Genomic DNA, 14,529 nt, shown 5'->3' on the forward strand with positions numbered 1-14,529 from the left:
AATCATCATGACCGCCCCCAGCACGCCCAAGCCTCCACGCAAGAAGCCTAAAACCGCCGCCACGGCCAAGCCCGTCGCGCCACGCAAAGAGGCCACCCTGCACCCGCGCAACCGCCACACGGGCCGTTACGACTTCCCGGCGCTGATCAAGACCACGCCGGAACTGGCGAAATTCGTGATCATCAACCCGTATGGCAAAGAGAGCATCGACTTCGCAAGCCCCGATGCAGTGCGCGTGTTCAACCGGGCGCTGCTCAAGTCCTTCTACGGGATCCAGCACTGGGACATCCCGGCCGACTACCTGTGCCCACCGGTGCCGGGGCGTGCAGACTACGTGCATTTCCTCGCCGACCTGTTGGCCAGCAACAACGACGGCAAGATCCCGCGTGGCTCTATCGTCAAGGTGCTGGACATCGGCATGGGCGCCAACTGTGTCTACCCGCTGATTGGCTACATGGAGTACCGCTGGAACTTCCTCGGCTCGGAGGTCGACCCTATCGCAGTGGCCGCCGCCAAAGCCATCGTGCAGTCCAACGACCTGAGCAAGGTCATCCAGTTGCGTCAGCAGACCAATCCCAAGCAGATCCTGCTGGGTTTGCTGGAAACTGGCGAGGCGTTTGACCTGACCATGTGCAACCCGCCCTTCCATGCGTCCATGGAAGAGGCCACCAAGGGCAGCGAGCGTAAATGGCGCGCCCTGGGCAAGGCCGATCCCAAGCGTAAATTGCCGGTGTTGAACTTTGGTGGCCAATCGGCCGAGCTGTGGTGTGAAGGTGGCGAAGCGCGGTTTGTGACCCAGTTGATCGCTGAAAGCGCAAAAGTCGCCCATCGGGTACTGTGGTTCAGCACACTGGTCTCGAAAGCCTCCAACCTGCCCGCCATTGAAACCGCGCTGAAAAAGGCCGGTGCACTGGAAAGCCAGGTGGTGGAAATGTCCCAGGGCCAGAAACAAAGCCGTTTCGTCGCCTGGACCTTCCAGACCAAGAACGAACAGTTGATCTGGCGCCAGCGCTGGGTGCGATAAACCAAATCGCAGGCAACAAAAAACCGTGCCCGGATCGCTCCGGTGCACGGTTTTTTTTGCTGCGTCTTACTTGTTAACAGCGTCGGTCAGGCCTTTGGCCACAACCAGCTTGATAACTTTCTTGGCAGCGATTTCGATGGCAGCGCCAGTCGAAGGGTTACGGCCAGTACGGGCAGGACGCTCGGTCACTTTCAGTTTGCCAACGCCTGGCAGAGTGATTTCGCCGCCGTTTTCCAGCTGATCAGCAACAACTTGACTCAGTTGGTCCAGCAGAGCACGCACGGTAGTTTTCGGTGCGTCTACTGCTTCAGCCAGGTCAGCGATCAGTTGGTCTTTAGTAATAGCCATTGTGGTGTTCCTTCCCTATCAAATTCATATGGATTGCAGAGTGCAGTGTCAGCCGTCGAGCCTGGCCGTCGTGGCCTGGCACCCCCGGCTATAACCACGGAGATCGGGGTTATAGATGCTTGAAACGGGGATTGGTTCGACCTGACAGATGCTGAATGCACGCTTAACGCCGAGACTTGGCGTAAGACGGGGCAAAACTAGCACAGAGACGGGGAAATATCCGCTTCTACCTACCCATTTGGTCAGCTTTATCGCTCTAAACCGTGAAAAAAAGGAATATGCCCCGTCGGAGAGCGGCCAAAACGTCCTTCAACGCGTGTCTTGACCAATGGGTGCGGTACACTGGGCGACTTTTCGGGGAGGCCACCTGCTCCCCTTCAACCAGCCGAGAAGCCTATGCCGATCCGTCATTGCATCGTCCACCTGATCGACAAAAAACCCGACGGCACACCCGCAGTTCTCCATGCCCGCGACTCAGAGCTGTCTGAGTCCGCCGCCATCGAGAACATGCTTGCCGACCTCAACGAGAGCTACAACGCCAAACAAGGCAAGGCCTGGGGCTTTTTCCATGCCGAGTCCGGCGCGCACCCGTTCAGCGGCTGGTTGAAGGAGTATTTCGACGGCGGCCAGGATTTCACCACCTTCAGCCGCACGGCCGTCGAGCACCTGCAAAAGCTGATGGAGGAGTCCAACCTCTCCACCGGCGGCCACGTATTGTTCGCCCACTACCAGCAAGGCATGACCGACTACCTGGCCATCGCCCTGCTGCACCACAGCGAAGGCGTGGCGGTGACCGATGAACTGGACGTGACCCCGTCGCGCCACCTGGACCTGGGCCAACTGCACCTGGCGGCACGGATCAACGTGTCCGAGTGGCAGAACAACAAGCAGTCCAAGCAGTACATCTCGTTCATCAAGGGCAAGAACGGCAAGAAAGTCTCGGAGTACTTCCGCGACTTCATCGGCTGCCAGGAAGGCGTCGACGGCCCGGGCGAGACCCGTACCCTGCTCAAGGCCTTCAGCGACTTCGTTGAAAGCGAAGACCTGCCGGACGAATCCGCCCGCGAAAAAACCAAGGCCCTGGTGGATTACGCCAGCAGCCAGGCCAAGCTCGGCGAGCCTATGGGCCTGGAAGAACTGTCGGGTTTGATCGATGAAGATCGACCTAAGGCGTTCTATGACCATATCCGCAACAAGGACTATGGCCTGTCGCCGGAGATTCCCGCCGATAAGCGCACGCTCAACCAGTTCCGCCGCTTCACCGGCCGCGCCGAGGGGCTGTCCATCAGTTTTGAAGCACACCTGCTGGGCGACAAGATCGAGTACGACGAAGCCGCTGGCACCTTGATCATCAAGGGCCTGCCGACTCAGCTGACCGACCAGCTCAAGCGCCGTAACTGATGCTGGGCGGGGTCTTCAAGAAAGTCCTGCTGGTATTGCTCGTGGTGGTGGTGTTCGAGAACTGGGGCAAGATCGAGCGGGTGTTCAACCCGTCGCAGGTGGTTTCAGAGCCCGTGCGCGCTTCGGCGCGCGTGACACTCTATGCCACCGAGTGGTGTGGCTACTGCAAGCAGATCCGCCGCTTTCTGGACCAGAAAGGCATTCCGTACCAGGCGTTCGATATCGAGAAGGACGCCCAGGCGCGCCAGGCGTATGAGGCGCTGGGCGGCGGCGGGATTCCGTTTGTGAATGTGAACGGCACACTGATTCGCGACTACAACCCTGACGCGATCATGGCAGCACTGAAGTAACCCACACCGTATGGGAGCTGGCTTGTGTGAATGCTGGTTTGCCTGGAATCTGGCTTGTGTGGGAGCTGGCTTTTGTGGGAGCTGGCTTGCCTGCGATGCAGACACCACGGTCTGTCAGGCACACCGCGGTGACGCTATCGCCGGCAAGCCAGTTACTACAGCCTCTAACGCAGCACGATCATCCGCCCCAGCACATGGTGTTGTTCAAACCCCAATACCGCCTGCAAGGCATTCAACACCGCCTGCGGGTCTTTGCTGGGGAAGCTGCCGCTCACGCGCTTGGCGCCCATGTCGTCGTTCAGCAACAGGATGCGGCCCGGGTAATAACGGCCCAAATCCTTGACCACATCCGCCAGCGGCGCCTTGTAGTAGTTGAGCCAACCGTCGCGCCAGGCCAGGCGTGATTCGCTGTCGACCCCGTGCAGGGGTTCGGCAATGCCATCGGCGTAGGTCACTTGCTGGCCGGCCGTGAGGATTTGCTGCTGACCCGTCTTGGATGGCGTCACTCCCACCCGTCCGGACAATACCGTCACCTCGGCCCCTGCCGGCTGCAGGCGCACTTCGAACTGTGTGCCCAACACCCGCGCTTCGCCACTGCCCGCCCCCACCACAAATGACTGGCCAGTATGGGTCACACTGAAAAAGCCCGCGCCGCGACGCAGCTGGATATGCCGCTCGCCATGGCTGAAATCCACGGCAATGGCACTGTCAGCATCAAGGGTCACCTGGGATTGGTCGGCCAGGGTGACGGTTTTGATTTCGCCCGGCGCCGTTACGTAGTCCGCGCCGAAGTCATCGACCCAGCGCGACGGCTGCCAGCCGGCGCCCATGGACACCATCAACAGGAGGCAGGCGGCCATCGCCAAAGCGCCGGACCAACGTATCGCCCGCGAGCGCTTCGAGGTGTTCATCGCATTGAGGTAACCCTGCAACGCCAGCGCATCCTCATCGGCAAGCGCACGCGCCGGCACTTCACTCAACTCCCACAACACCTGCGCCTGGGAATACGCCTGCACATGCGCAGGGTCGGCACGCAGCCAGCGACTGAACGTGGCCTGGTCGCCGCTGCTGGGCTGGTCATGCAGCAGGCTCAGCCAAGCCAGTGCGGCTTGTTCCTGGGCGGGCGTGGGGGTGACGTTCACGGTGCTTTCCCTGGCGTGCGTGGGGGCGATGGTTCGCGAAGGCTGGCTTTGCAGGCTTCGAGGGCACGCATCATATGTTTTTCCACGGCACTTTGGGACACCCCCATGGCCTTGGCGATTTCGGCGTATTTGCGCCCGTGAATACGGTTGAGCAGGAAGATCTGCCGGGTGCGCTCGGGCAAGCTGCGCAGGGCGGCCTCGACATGGCGCAAGTCATTGCCGGCTTCGAGGGCGGCCTGGGGCTCCGAGCCTTGGTTGTCCTGTTGTTCCGGGAGCCAACCTTCGCTGCTGCGTACGCGGGCGCCTTCGCTACGCAAGTGGTCGATGGCGATGTTGCCCGCGCAGCGCAGCAAGTAAGTGCTGAGTTCTTCGACCTGTACCAGCGGCCGGCGCCAGAAACGCAGGAACAGGTCCTGCACCAGGTCAGCCGCCGTGGCGCGGCAACCCACACGTCGACTTACCAGCGCTTCCATCTGTGAACGCTGGGACAAAAACACCTGCAAAAAATGCGCACGTCCACCGGCCGCATCCGTGTGCGGGCTGTCTTGGGATTCCGGTGGTGTGCTGATCATCATGGAAGGCTCAGAGTAAGGCGAAGGCCGCGACCGGGCTGGCCAGCAAGCCAACCCCCGCCAGGATCAAGGCCAGCCTTGGCCGATACGGCAACAGCAACACCAACAACAGTGCGCTGAGCATCAACACCGCGCACCACTCCACCAGGCCCTGGCTCCAGCCGGTGGCGGCAACGGCCGGCCAGATGGCCACGATTAACAACAACCACCCCGCCCCACGCAAACCCAAGCGCCGGAGCGGGGACGGTTTGCTGTGCAGCAGTTCGCCATGGTGGCGGTCGGTGGCCAGGCATAGCGCGGTAAACCCGGCGTAGCACAGCAGGAGTGCGAGCAGCATTCAGTTCGCCTCCTGCTTGAGCGTCAACGAACCCGTGCGCACTGCCTTTGGCTGCGGCGCCGTGCGGTGCTGCATCTTCCAGGCGGCCCAGGTAAGGAAAAGCCCGCTGGCCAGGCACGTCAGGTCGAACCCGGCCATGGCCCAGTCGCCCTTGGCCAATGACACGCCCAGGTGTTGCGAGGTGGTCAGTGCGTTGAGCAGCGGAATCGACACGAACAACAGCGCACCGACGCTCAGTTGCTCAACCCAACCCTGGCGCCCCCGGCGCAACACGGCGTGCAGCAAGCTCAAACCCCAGGCGATGAAAAAGCTCTGAACTTCCCAATCGGAGCGTTCGGAGAGGCCGACCGGCAGCAATCGGTTAGCCCAGAAAAACGCCGCGATGGCGATCATCAGCCCCGACATGCTGGCGATGTTCAGGACTTCCACCAACCGCAACTCGAATGGCATCACACCGGTCTTGACGTGCTTGAGCTGACGTTTTCCGAGCCAGATCACCAGCCCGGTGCCGATCATCGCCGTGCCCGCCAGGCCACAGATAAAGTACAACCAGCGCAACACCGGGCCGGCGAAATGGCCCATGTGCAGGCCGTAGAAACTGCCGCTGATCGCGGCCGGCAGCGACTGCTCGCCACTGACCCGCAACAGCTCGCCGGTGGTGCCGTTGAACGACACGGTGCTGCCGAAGTCATGCACCACACGGTCGGAGCCGGCGCGGAACACATTCACCGAGGCGTTCACATCGCTCGGGTTGTTGATCGTCAACCGGCCCACATGCCCGCCCGCCCACTGCGCCCGAGCCTGTTGGTACATCGGCCCCAAGGGCAGCAATTTGCCCGGCTGGCCAAGTGCCGGTGCGTTGTTGGTGGCCGGGAATACATCATTGAAAAAAGCGCGGGTGTCGTTGCCGTAGGAGGCGGCAATGGGCGCCGGCATCACCAGGCTCATGAAAATCACCAGGCTGCTGTAGGTGATCATCAAATGAAACGGCAGCACCAGCACGCCCACCGCGTTATGCCCGTCGAGCCAGGAACGCTGGCCCTTGCGGGGGCGGAAGGTGAAGAAGTCCTTGAAGATTTTCTTGTGGGTGATGATGCCGGTGATCAAAGCGACAAACATCACCATCGCGGCAATGGTCGACAACCAGCGACCCCAGGGGTGAGGCATTTGCAGCTGGAAGTGGAAGCGGTAGAAGAACTCGCCGCCCATGCTTTCCCGCGCCTGGACCGCTTGACCGGTGACGGGGTCGAGGGTTTTCTGGATGAAGTTGCCGCGTTTGCCTGGGTCGATCTTGTCTTGCCACATCACCGACAGGCCGGGGTCACGGCTGTCTGGCAAGGTGATGAACCAGCGTGCGGCATTCGGTGCCTGTTGTTGCAGGTAGGCTTGGGCGGCGGCGAGGCTGCGCGCATCGTCCAGCGGGTGGGCCTGCACTTCGGGCTGCATCCAGTGGCTGATCTCGTCCTTGAAATAGGACAGGGTGCCGGTCAGGAAAATCGCGAACAGCAGCCAGCCGAAGATCAAGCCGGCCCAGGTGTGCAACCAGGCCATTGCCTGGCGAAAGCCCTCTTTCATGTGCGTGCCATCCAGAAACCCACGCCGGCCAGGGTCGCGAACAACGCACTCGGCACCATCACCCCCGCCCATGCACGCCACGCGGTACGGCAGGCGAAACACCAGAGCACGGCCAGCAGGTAGAACACAAATGAACTCATCATCCCGGTGATCACCGCGTCGGCGCGGGACGTTGGCAGCCAGAGCGCCAGGCAGATGCTGGCCAGGGATGCCATCAGGTAGCCGCCCACCACAGCCGCCAACACGCGCGAGGTGACGGCGAGGCGATAGGTAGCGGGCAATGAGGTTTTGCTTTTCATGCGGGAAGCGCCAGATTCATCAGCGCGCAATATTAATGATAAATATTCTCATAAGCAAAACAGAACGGATGAATCACCAGTCGCCACGGATTGCCGAACCGTATCGCGCGCCCTACAATGCGAACAATTCTTGTTCTCTAAAGCATGCCGATGCTTGTGGAGTGATTGCGTTGCAGCCGTCCAACACCGTCGAAGTCCTCTACCACGACCATCACCACTGGCTCACCGGCTGGTTGCGACGCAAGCTCGGCTGCCCGGAAAGCGCGGCCGACCTGGCCCAGGACACCTTCATCCGCGTGCTCACCGCACGGGAAACGCCGACGCTGATCGAGCCGCGCGCCTTCCTCACCACCGTCGCCAAGCGCGTGCTGTTCAACTTCTATCGCCGCCAGGACCTGGAACGCGCCTACCTCGACGCTCTGGCGCAGATGCCCGAACAGGTCGCCCCTTCAGAAGAAGACCGCGCGATCATCCTGCAAACATTGCTGGAACTGGACCAACTGCTCGATGGCCTGCCCGTGCAGGTCAAACGCGCGTTCCTGCTGGCCCAGCTCGACGGCCTGACCTACGCACAAATCGGCGCGGAACTGGGTATTTCCATTGCCACGGTCAAACGCCACCTGAATAAAGCGGCCATGCGCTGCTACTTTGCCCTATGAATTTCTCGACCCAAGTCGCCGAGCAAGCCGTGCACTGGCTGATGGAAATGCAGCAGGGCACGCTCAACTCGCGCCAGCAGGCCGCCTGGCAACAATGGCTGGACGCCCACAGCGAACACCAGCGCGCCTGGGACCACATCCAGCGCGTCAACCAGCGCCTGCGTGGCATGCCCTCGCCCCTCGCCCACGCCGCCTTGAACGCGCCGAAGTCCAGCAGCCGACGCCAGGCCCTTAAGCTGCTCTTGATCCTCGGCGCCGGTTCGGCTGCGGCCTGGAGCCTGCGCCAGCAACATATCCTGCCGCCGCTCACCGCCGACTACCGCAGCCCCGTCGGCCAGCGACGCAAGGTGCAGCTGGCGGATGGCAGCCAATTGCAACTCAACACCGGCAGCGCCGTGGATGTGCATTTCGATGGTCAGCAACGCTTGATCCGCCTGTTGGAAGGCGAAATCCTGTTGACCGCCAACACCGGCAATACGCCGCTGCGCGTGCTGACCGGCCAGGGCCTGCTCAGCAGCCAGGCCGCACGCTGGAACGTGCGCCAGCTCAACGACCACACCCAACTGGCCGTGCTCGACGGTCATGTCGACGTGATGCCCAATAGCTACAGCGGCCTGCCGCTGACAGTCGAGGCGTCCCGCCAGGTCAATTTCACCCGCAAGGGTTGGGACACCCCACGCCCCACCGACGCCAACAGCGGCGCCTGGGCCGACGGCATGTTGATGGCCGCCCATATGCGCCTGGAAGACTTCCTCACCGAACTGGGCCGCTATCGCCGTGGCCAGCTCAACTGTGACCCGCAGGTGGCCAACTTGCTGCTGTCCGGCAGCTATCCGCTGGACGACAGTGAACGCATCCTCGACCTGTTGGAAGTCAGCCTGCCCGTCAAAGTGCGGCGCTTCACCCGCTACTGGGTAACAGTGCAGGCACGGGCCTGAAATTATTTTGCAGCACCGTGAGCCGTTTTCCACACCTCGCGTGACAGAGAAGGAAAGCCACCTTGATTCTTCCTTCTCAGGACCGCACTTCATGCCCCAGCAGCCGACGCTTCTCGCCCGCACCTTGCGCCAACTCCTACTGGGCGCCAGCCTCAGTCTCACAGTGATTCCTCAGGTGATGGCGGCCGAGGCCAAGCCCTATCACATTGCGCCGGCGTCGTTGGAAGCGGCACTCAATCAATTCGGGCGTGAAGCCGGCGTACTGATTTCGTTCGGCTCCGACGTGACGGCCGGCCTGCAAAGCCGCGGGCTGTCCGGCAATTACAACGCCGCCGAAGGCCTGCAGAAACTGCTGGAAGGCACCGGCCTGCAAGCCCGCGCCGAGGGCGACAACGCCTACAGCCTGCAACCGGCAAGCGCCCCCGCCACGCTGGAACTGCAAACCTCCAACGTGGTGGGCGACTGGCTCGGCGATGCGCAGCAGACCAACGTATTTGAACACCCCGGCGCCCGTGACGTGATCCGCCGCGAAGAGTTCGAACGCCAGGGCGCCACCCAGGCCCGCGATGTGCTCAACCGCATTCCCGGCGTCAATGCCCCGGAAAACAACGGCACCGGCAGCCACGACATGGCGCTGAACTTCGGCATTCGCGGCCTCAACCCACGCCTGGCGTCGCGTTCCACGGTATTGATGGACGGTATCCCGGTGCCTTTCGCGCCGTACGGCCAGCCGCAACTTTCGTTCGCGCCGATCAGCATGGGCAACATGGACGCGGTCGACGTCGTACGCGGCGGCGGTGCCGTCCGCTATGGCCCGCAGAACGTCGGTGGCATCGTCAACTTCGTGACCCGCGCCATTCCCGATGCGCCGACCGTCAAAGGCGGCTTGCAGACTGAAACCAGCCCGTCTTCCAGCCACGACGGCTTCAAGACCACTGGCAACCTGCTCGCCGGCGGCACTGCTGATAACGGCCTGGGTGGCGCGATCCTTTACTCGGGCACCCGTGGCGGCGACTGGCGTGAAAACAGCAACACGCGCATCGATGACCTGATCCTCAAGGGCAAATACCAGCTCGACGACGCCAACAGCTTCAACGCCATGGCTCAGTACTACGAAGGCCAGGCCGATATGCCCGGCGGTTTGAACGTCAAGGACTACAAGGCCGATCCGTATCAGTCCACCCGCCCCTACGACAAATTCTGGGGCCGTCGCACCATGTTCAACGCCGGCTACCGCTACCAGGAAGACCGTCGCGAATTCACCGCCAACACCTTCTTCACCACCACACTGCGCAATGGCTACCTGGACCAGGGCACCTTCCTGTCGCTTTCGCCTCGCGAGTACTGGGTACGCGGCCTTGAAACCCGCTTTGCCCAAGGCTTTGATCTCGGCCCGAGCAGCCATGAAGTCGGCGTGGGCTACCGCTACATCAACGAAGCCGGCCATGAATTGCGCTACCGCACGCCGATCAGCGCCAACCAGCAACTGCCCAACACCAACAGCCGCAACGACCGCGACACCCGTGGCGCCACTGAAGCCAATGCGTTCTTCGTCGATGACCGCATCGACATCGGCAAGTGGACCATCACCCCGGGCGTGCGCTACGAGATGATCGAGTCCCAGCAGACCAACAACCTGACAAATGTCAAATACAAGGGCGACTACAACACCGCGCTGCCGGCGCTGAACGTGCTCTACCACCTCACCGACGACTGGAACCTCTACGCCAACACCGAAGGCTCGTTCGGCAGCGTGCAGTACAGCCAGATGCCCAACCGCGTGACCAGTGGCGAAGTGAAGCCGGAAAAAGCCCGCACCTGGGAGCTCGGCACGCGCTATGACAACGGCACCTTGCGTGCGGAAATCGGCGCGTTCCTGATCAACTTCGACAACCAGTACGACAGCAACCAGACCAACGATTCGGTGATTGCCCGCGGCGAAACCCGTCACCAGGGCATCGAGTCGAGCGTCAACTACGCCCTCGACGGGTTGAGCCCGGCGCTGGCAGGTTTTGATGTGTATGCCACCTACGCCTATGTCGATGCGACCATCCGCGAAGACGGCCCGAACAAAGGCAACCGCGTGCCCTTCTCGTCCAAGCACAAAGGCACCCTCGGCGTGGGCTACACCGAAGGCCGCTGGAAGCTCAACCTGGACAGCAGTTACCAGAGCAGCCAGTTCGCCGACAACGCCAACACCGTGGCCGAAAGTGCCGACGGCAGCACCGGGCGCATCCCGGGCTACATGCTGTTCAGCAGCCGCGCGGCGTACGACTTCGGCCCGCAGCTGTCGGATTTGAACGTGGCGGTCGGCGTGAAAAACATCTTCAACAAGCAGTACTACACCCGCTCGTTCGACGATAACAACAAGGGCAAATACGTGGGCGAACCGCGCACGGTGTACGTGCAAACCTCCATCGCGTTTTAACCACGACACCCCTACCCTGTAGGCGCTGGCTTACCAGCGATGGCGGCGCATCAATCGATAGATTTGTTGGCTGACATACCGCTATCGCAGGCAAGCCAGCTCCCACAGGGGCTTGTGCAGCGACGAAAATCCACTGTGGGAGCTGGCTTGCCTGCGATAGCGGTGTATCAGCAGCCGCTGTATCAACTGGCTCACCGACATCGCTGCGGTGCGACGATTCGACAAGCCAGCTCCTGTTGTCGGAAAGGGTTTAACTGCCCGCCAGGCAGCTTGGCGTGCCCGCCACCAGCGCATCGATTGCGCAGCGCGTCTTGGCCGGCATGTGCGGTGCCGTCGGCCAGATCACATGGATCGGTGAAGGCTGCTCCCGGTAGCCCGGCAAGACCGGCTCCAACTGCCCGCGCAAGACGTAATGCGCAATCAGCCAACTCGGCAACCAGGCCAGACCAACGCCCGCAATCGCGGCATCGGCCACGGCCTGGAGGTCGTCCAACACCAAGGGGGACGCCACACGCGAGCGATACGCCGTATTGCTGCGGTAAGCGATACCCCGATGGCCTGCGAGGTCATCAATCCCTTCAATACGTCCCTTGCGCTGCAGATACGCCGGTGACGCCGCCAGGCCCACAGCCTGTTCGCCCAGGCGGCGAGCGCTCAACCGATCCGTATCCGGCAATGGGCCGATGCGCACGGCAATGTCGAAGCCCTCCTGCGCCAAGTCGATCATACGGTCCGAGAAGCAAATCTCGACCTCCAGCTCCGGGTATCGATCCATCAACCCCCACAGCGCCGGCGCCGCATAGTGATGACCGAAGGCCAGCGGCACACTCGCCCGCAAGCGCCCGCGTGGCTGCTGCCGACCACTCTCCAACACCGACTCGGCCGCCTCCAACTCAGCCAGTGCGCGCAAACAATGTTCGTAGTACGCCTGCCCGTCTTCTGTCAGGCGTTGGCGCCGTGTCGAGCGTTGCAACAGACAGGTGCCCAAGCGTGCCTCCAGCCGCGCCAGGCCCTTGCCCACCGCAGAGCGCGTGAGGTTCAGGCGTTCGGCGGCTTGCGTCAGGTTGCCGCTTTCCACGATCTGCAAAAAGAGTTCGACGCCATCGAAACGCGGAGTGGTCATGGTGCAATTGTCGCCTTCAGATCCCTTATCAACAGAAAACTTATCACGAATAAAGAACCAAATTCCCCTGAAAATAACCGGGTCCCCCATCTTTAGGAGAATCCCATGCCACCCGCCGCCACGTTATCGGCCGTCAGCACACCCCATGCGGCCAGGAACGCGCTCGCCCTCACCGCCGTTTGCCTTGTCGCCCTGATGTTCGGCCTGGAAATTTCCAGCGTGCCCGTCATCCTGCCCACCCTGGAACAGCAACTGGGCACAGGTTTTCAGGACGCCCAATGGATCATGAACGCCTACACGTTGGCCTGTACCAGCGTACTGATGGCCGCCGGCACCCTGGCCGACCGCTTTGGCCGCCGGCGCATGCTGGTGCTGTGCTTGTGGGTGTTTGGTCTGGCCTCGTTGGCCTGCGGCCTGGCCGACAGCACACCCACATTGATCACTGCGCGTTTCGTGCAGGGTGTAGGGGCTGGCGCGATGATGATCTGCCAGTTCGCGATTCTTTCGCACCTGTTCCGCGAGCCTGGGGCGCGAGCCCGGGCCTTCGCGATATGGGGCGTGATCGCAGGCATCGGCCTGGGTTTCGGGCCGATGGTGGGTGCGTTGATCCTGGCCGTGGCCGACTGGCGCTGGGTGTTCCTGGTGCATGTGCCACTGACCTTGCTCACCCTGGTGCTGCTGCGCATCAGCGTGCAGGAATCCCGCGACCCGGCCGGCCATCGCCTCGACATCGCCGGCATGCTCACCTTGACGTTGTCGGTGTTCGCGCTGGTGTACTTCATCACCCAAGGCACCGAACACGGCTTTGCCACCCCGACCATGCTCGGCTGGGCCAGCCTGTCGTTGGTCGGACTGTTGCTGTTCCTCATCATTGAACGACGCAGCGCGCACCCGATGTTCGATTTTTCGGTGTTTCGTATCCAGCGTTTCAACGGCGCACTGATGGGCTCGATCGGCATGAACTTCAGTTTCTGGCCGTTCATGATCTACCTGCCGCTCTACTTCCAGGCCGGCCTGGGCTACGACACCATGACCACTGGCGGCGCCCTGCTCGCCTACACCCTGCCGACCTTGTTGGTGCCGCCGCTGGCCGAACGCCTGGCCTTGCGCCATGGCGCCGAACGTATCATCCCGCTGGGCCTTGGCCTGATGGGCGCGGGGTTCATCGCCATGGCCGTGATCAACCGTGCAGAGCAGCCGAGTACCGCACTGGTGCTGTGCAGTTGCGTACTCGCCGGCATCGGTTTGGCGCTGACCAACTCACCGACCACCAACACCACCACCGGCTCGGTTTCGGCTGACCGTGCGGGCATGGCGTCGGGCATCGACCTCAGTGCGCGGCTGATCACGCTGGCACTGAACATCGCATTGATGGGCCTGGTGTTGCTGCTCGGGATCAGCCATCAACTGGCCAGCTTGCTCCCCTCAACCACGGCCATGGACTGGCCTGCCATCAGCCAGCACATTGCCGCTGGCAAGCTGGACGTGCCGGGGCTGACGACCACAGATGCCCAGGCAGCCCTGCGCCACGGCGCCGGTTGGGCCATGCTCTTTGCGGGCATTGGCGCGGGCGTGCTGGCGCTGTTGAGTCGCTCTTTTTTCCGTAGCCGCGCACAGCCTTATTGAGATGTCGCCCGTGCCGCCGCCTTCGCAGCCTCGCTAAAGCTCGACAACTCCTACAGGAGATGTGTGCAGCGACGAAGATCCCCTGTAGGAGCTGGCTTGCCAGCGATGGCGGCGGCACAGTCGATTGATATGTCGCCTGTACCGCCGCTTTCGCAGCTTCGCTAGGCTCTCAAAACGAAAACGGGCCTGCAAATGCAGGCCCGTCTTTAGTGGCGATGAAGGAACTGTCAGTGATCAGCCGTTGAACACGGCACGTTCTTTTTCCAGAAACTCCTGTTCAAGCTCGTCTTCATTCACTTTGGTGGTAGGCTGGCTTTTCCCGGCAGCGCGTGGCTTGCCTTGCAGTTTGCCGAACAGATGTTCCAACGCATGCTCCAGCTTGATGGCGGCACCGTCGATGGCCTGTTCCAGCGTGTCGGCCTTGTCGCAGACCGAGACCGGTTGATGGCCCTTTGGCCGTGCTTCCAGTCGGCAACTCAAATCATGGGGGCCTGGCTTGTCGCCGTTCTCATCGCGCAGGTAAACCTCAACGCGGGTCAGGTGTTCTTCATAACGTTCGAGCGTGCTCTCAATGGTAGTACGTACCCACTCCTCCAGTCGGATGCTGCTTTCAATATGGTTATCGCTATTGACTTGGATTTGCATAGTTCTTCCCTTATTTCAGCTAGCTCGCGGGAGGTCACAACTGCAACACCGGTGTGGTGTAA

The 14,529-nt window shown here is 61.8% G+C and carries 15 protein-coding genes; 7 read left to right on the forward strand and 8 right to left on the reverse strand.

Translation table 11 applies throughout. The features are described 5' to 3' along the window. The first annotated feature begins 7 nt into the window (after positions 1 to 7). A complete protein-coding gene (gene rlmF / locus HX792_RS04370) occupies positions 8 to 1,024 on the forward strand; it encodes a 23S rRNA (adenine(1618)-N(6))-methyltransferase RlmF (RefSeq protein WP_176994938.1) in 1,017 nt (338 codons plus the stop codon). A gap of 66 nt (positions 1,025 to 1,090) precedes the next feature. Here rlmF and HX792_RS04375 read toward each other — a convergent pair whose 3' ends face one another. Further along, positions 1,091 to 1,372, reverse strand: coding sequence for an HU family DNA-binding protein (locus HX792_RS04375; protein WP_003188840.1), 282 nt, complete (start codon positions 1,370 to 1,372; stop codon positions 1,091 to 1,093). A gap of 396 nt (positions 1,373 to 1,768) precedes the next feature. On the opposite strand from HX792_RS04375, the gene yejK reads away from it, so the two are divergent. Both yejK and HX792_RS04385 read left to right on the forward strand, forming a co-directional pair. Then, a complete protein-coding gene (yejK, locus tag HX792_RS04380; protein WP_176994939.1) occupies positions 1,769 to 2,773 on the forward strand; it encodes a nucleoid-associated protein YejK in 1,005 nt (334 codons plus the stop codon). Further along, positions 2,773 to 3,123 (forward strand): glutaredoxin family protein, encoded by a 351-nt coding sequence (locus HX792_RS04385; protein ID WP_176994940.1) that lies wholly within the window; start codon positions 2,773 to 2,775, stop codon positions 3,121 to 3,123. The genes yejK and HX792_RS04385 overlap by 1 nt, the downstream gene beginning before the upstream one ends. A gap of 164 nt (positions 3,124 to 3,287) precedes the next feature. Here the strand turns inward: HX792_RS04385 and HX792_RS04390 are convergent, their stop codons facing one another. From HX792_RS04390 to HX792_RS04410, 5 genes are read right to left on the reverse strand one after another with little or no spacing between them, the layout of a single operon-like run. After that, positions 3,288 to 4,265, reverse strand: coding sequence for a FecR family protein (locus HX792_RS04390; RefSeq protein WP_176994941.1), 978 nt, complete (start codon positions 4,263 to 4,265; stop codon positions 3,288 to 3,290). Further along, the gene (locus HX792_RS04395; protein WP_176994942.1) at positions 4,262 to 4,840 is read right to left on the reverse strand and encodes an RNA polymerase sigma factor; all 579 of its coding nucleotides are present in this window, start codon (positions 4,838 to 4,840) and stop codon (positions 4,262 to 4,264) included. Before HX792_RS04395 ends, HX792_RS04390 begins: the two co-directional genes overlap by 4 nt. A 7-nt stretch (positions 4,841 to 4,847) precedes the next feature. Beyond that, entirely contained in the window at positions 4,848 to 5,174 is a 327-nt protein-coding gene (locus tag HX792_RS04400; RefSeq protein WP_176994943.1) for a DUF3325 domain-containing protein, read from the reverse strand. After that, positions 5,175 to 6,749, reverse strand: coding sequence for a PepSY domain-containing protein (locus HX792_RS04405; protein WP_176994944.1), 1,575 nt, complete (start codon positions 6,747 to 6,749; stop codon positions 5,175 to 5,177). Continuing rightward, a complete protein-coding gene (locus HX792_RS04410; RefSeq protein WP_176994945.1) occupies positions 6,746 to 7,048 on the reverse strand; it encodes a DUF3649 domain-containing protein in 303 nt (100 codons plus the stop codon). The genes HX792_RS04405 and HX792_RS04410 overlap by 4 nt, the downstream gene beginning before the upstream one ends. A 170-nt stretch (positions 7,049 to 7,218) precedes the next feature. Between HX792_RS04410 and HX792_RS04415 the strand changes: the two genes are divergently transcribed. From HX792_RS04415 to fecA, 3 genes are all read left to right on the forward strand, one after another. Then, a complete protein-coding gene (locus HX792_RS04415) occupies positions 7,219 to 7,707 on the forward strand; it encodes a sigma-70 family RNA polymerase sigma factor (RefSeq protein WP_176994946.1) in 489 nt (162 codons plus the stop codon). Further along, a complete protein-coding gene (locus HX792_RS04420; RefSeq protein WP_176994947.1) occupies positions 7,704 to 8,645 on the forward strand; it encodes a FecR domain-containing protein in 942 nt (313 codons plus the stop codon). Before HX792_RS04415 ends, HX792_RS04420 begins: the two co-directional genes overlap by 4 nt. A 91-nt stretch (positions 8,646 to 8,736) precedes the next feature. Then, complete coding sequence (gene fecA / locus HX792_RS04425; RefSeq protein ID WP_176994948.1) at positions 8,737 to 11,073, forward strand: TonB-dependent Fe(3+) dicitrate receptor FecA; 2,337 nt, start codon at positions 8,737 to 8,739, stop codon at positions 11,071 to 11,073. 250 nt (positions 11,074 to 11,323) lie between these two features. On the opposite strand, the gene HX792_RS04430 is transcribed toward fecA, so the two are convergent. Next, a complete protein-coding gene (locus tag HX792_RS04430) occupies positions 11,324 to 12,196 on the reverse strand; it encodes a LysR family transcriptional regulator (protein WP_176994949.1) in 873 nt (290 codons plus the stop codon). Positions 12,197 to 12,301: 105 nt separating this feature from the next. Here HX792_RS04430 and HX792_RS04435 point away from each other — a divergent pair, with 105 nt between their 5' ends. Then, positions 12,302 to 13,822 (forward strand): MFS transporter, encoded by a 1,521-nt coding sequence (locus tag HX792_RS04435; RefSeq protein WP_176994950.1) that lies wholly within the window; start codon positions 12,302 to 12,304, stop codon positions 13,820 to 13,822. A gap of 234 nt (positions 13,823 to 14,056) precedes the next feature. Here the strand turns inward: HX792_RS04435 and HX792_RS04440 are convergent, their stop codons facing one another. Further along, complete coding sequence (locus tag HX792_RS04440; protein ID WP_176994951.1) at positions 14,057 to 14,467, reverse strand: HPF/RaiA family ribosome-associated protein; 411 nt, start codon at positions 14,465 to 14,467, stop codon at positions 14,057 to 14,059. Positions 14,468 to 14,529 lie beyond the last annotated feature (62 nt).

This window comes from Pseudomonas sp. B6002 (assembly GCF_013385985.1).
Taxonomy (GTDB): Bacteria; Pseudomonadota; Gammaproteobacteria; order Pseudomonadales; family Pseudomonadaceae; genus Aquipseudomonas.

Coding starts and splice junctions, on each gene's coding strand:
- HX792_RS04440 (WP_176994951.1), bottom strand. CDS start 14,467: ATGCAAATCCAAGTCAATAGCGATAACCATATTGAAAGCAGCATCCGA.
- HX792_RS04395 (WP_176994942.1), bottom strand. CDS start 4,840: ATGATGATCAGCACACCACCGGAATCCCAAGACAGCCCGCACACGGAT.
- HX792_RS04400 (WP_176994943.1), bottom strand. CDS start 5,174: ATGCTGCTCGCACTCCTGCTGTGCTACGCCGGGTTTACCGCGCTATGC.
- HX792_RS04420 (WP_176994947.1), top strand. CDS start 7,704: ATGAATTTCTCGACCCAAGTCGCCGAGCAAGCCGTGCACTGGCTGATG.
- HX792_RS04410 (WP_176994945.1), bottom strand. CDS start 7,048: ATGAAAAGCAAAACCTCATTGCCCGCTACCTATCGCCTCGCCGTCACC.
- rlmF (WP_176994938.1), top strand. CDS start 8: ATGACCGCCCCCAGCACGCCCAAGCCTCCACGCAAGAAGCCTAAAACC.
- HX792_RS04385 (WP_176994940.1), top strand. CDS start 2,773: ATGCTGGGCGGGGTCTTCAAGAAAGTCCTGCTGGTATTGCTCGTGGTG.
- HX792_RS04430 (WP_176994949.1), bottom strand. CDS start 12,196: ATGACCACTCCGCGTTTCGATGGCGTCGAACTCTTTTTGCAGATCGTG.
- HX792_RS04435 (WP_176994950.1), top strand. CDS start 12,302: ATGCCACCCGCCGCCACGTTATCGGCCGTCAGCACACCCCATGCGGCC.
- fecA (WP_176994948.1), top strand. CDS start 8,737: ATGCCCCAGCAGCCGACGCTTCTCGCCCGCACCTTGCGCCAACTCCTA.
- HX792_RS04375 (WP_003188840.1), bottom strand. CDS start 1,372: ATGGCTATTACTAAAGACCAACTGATCGCTGACCTGGCTGAAGCAGTA.
- HX792_RS04405 (WP_176994944.1), bottom strand. CDS start 6,749: ATGAAAGAGGGCTTTCGCCAGGCAATGGCCTGGTTGCACACCTGGGCC.
- yejK (WP_176994939.1), top strand. CDS start 1,769: ATGCCGATCCGTCATTGCATCGTCCACCTGATCGACAAAAAACCCGAC.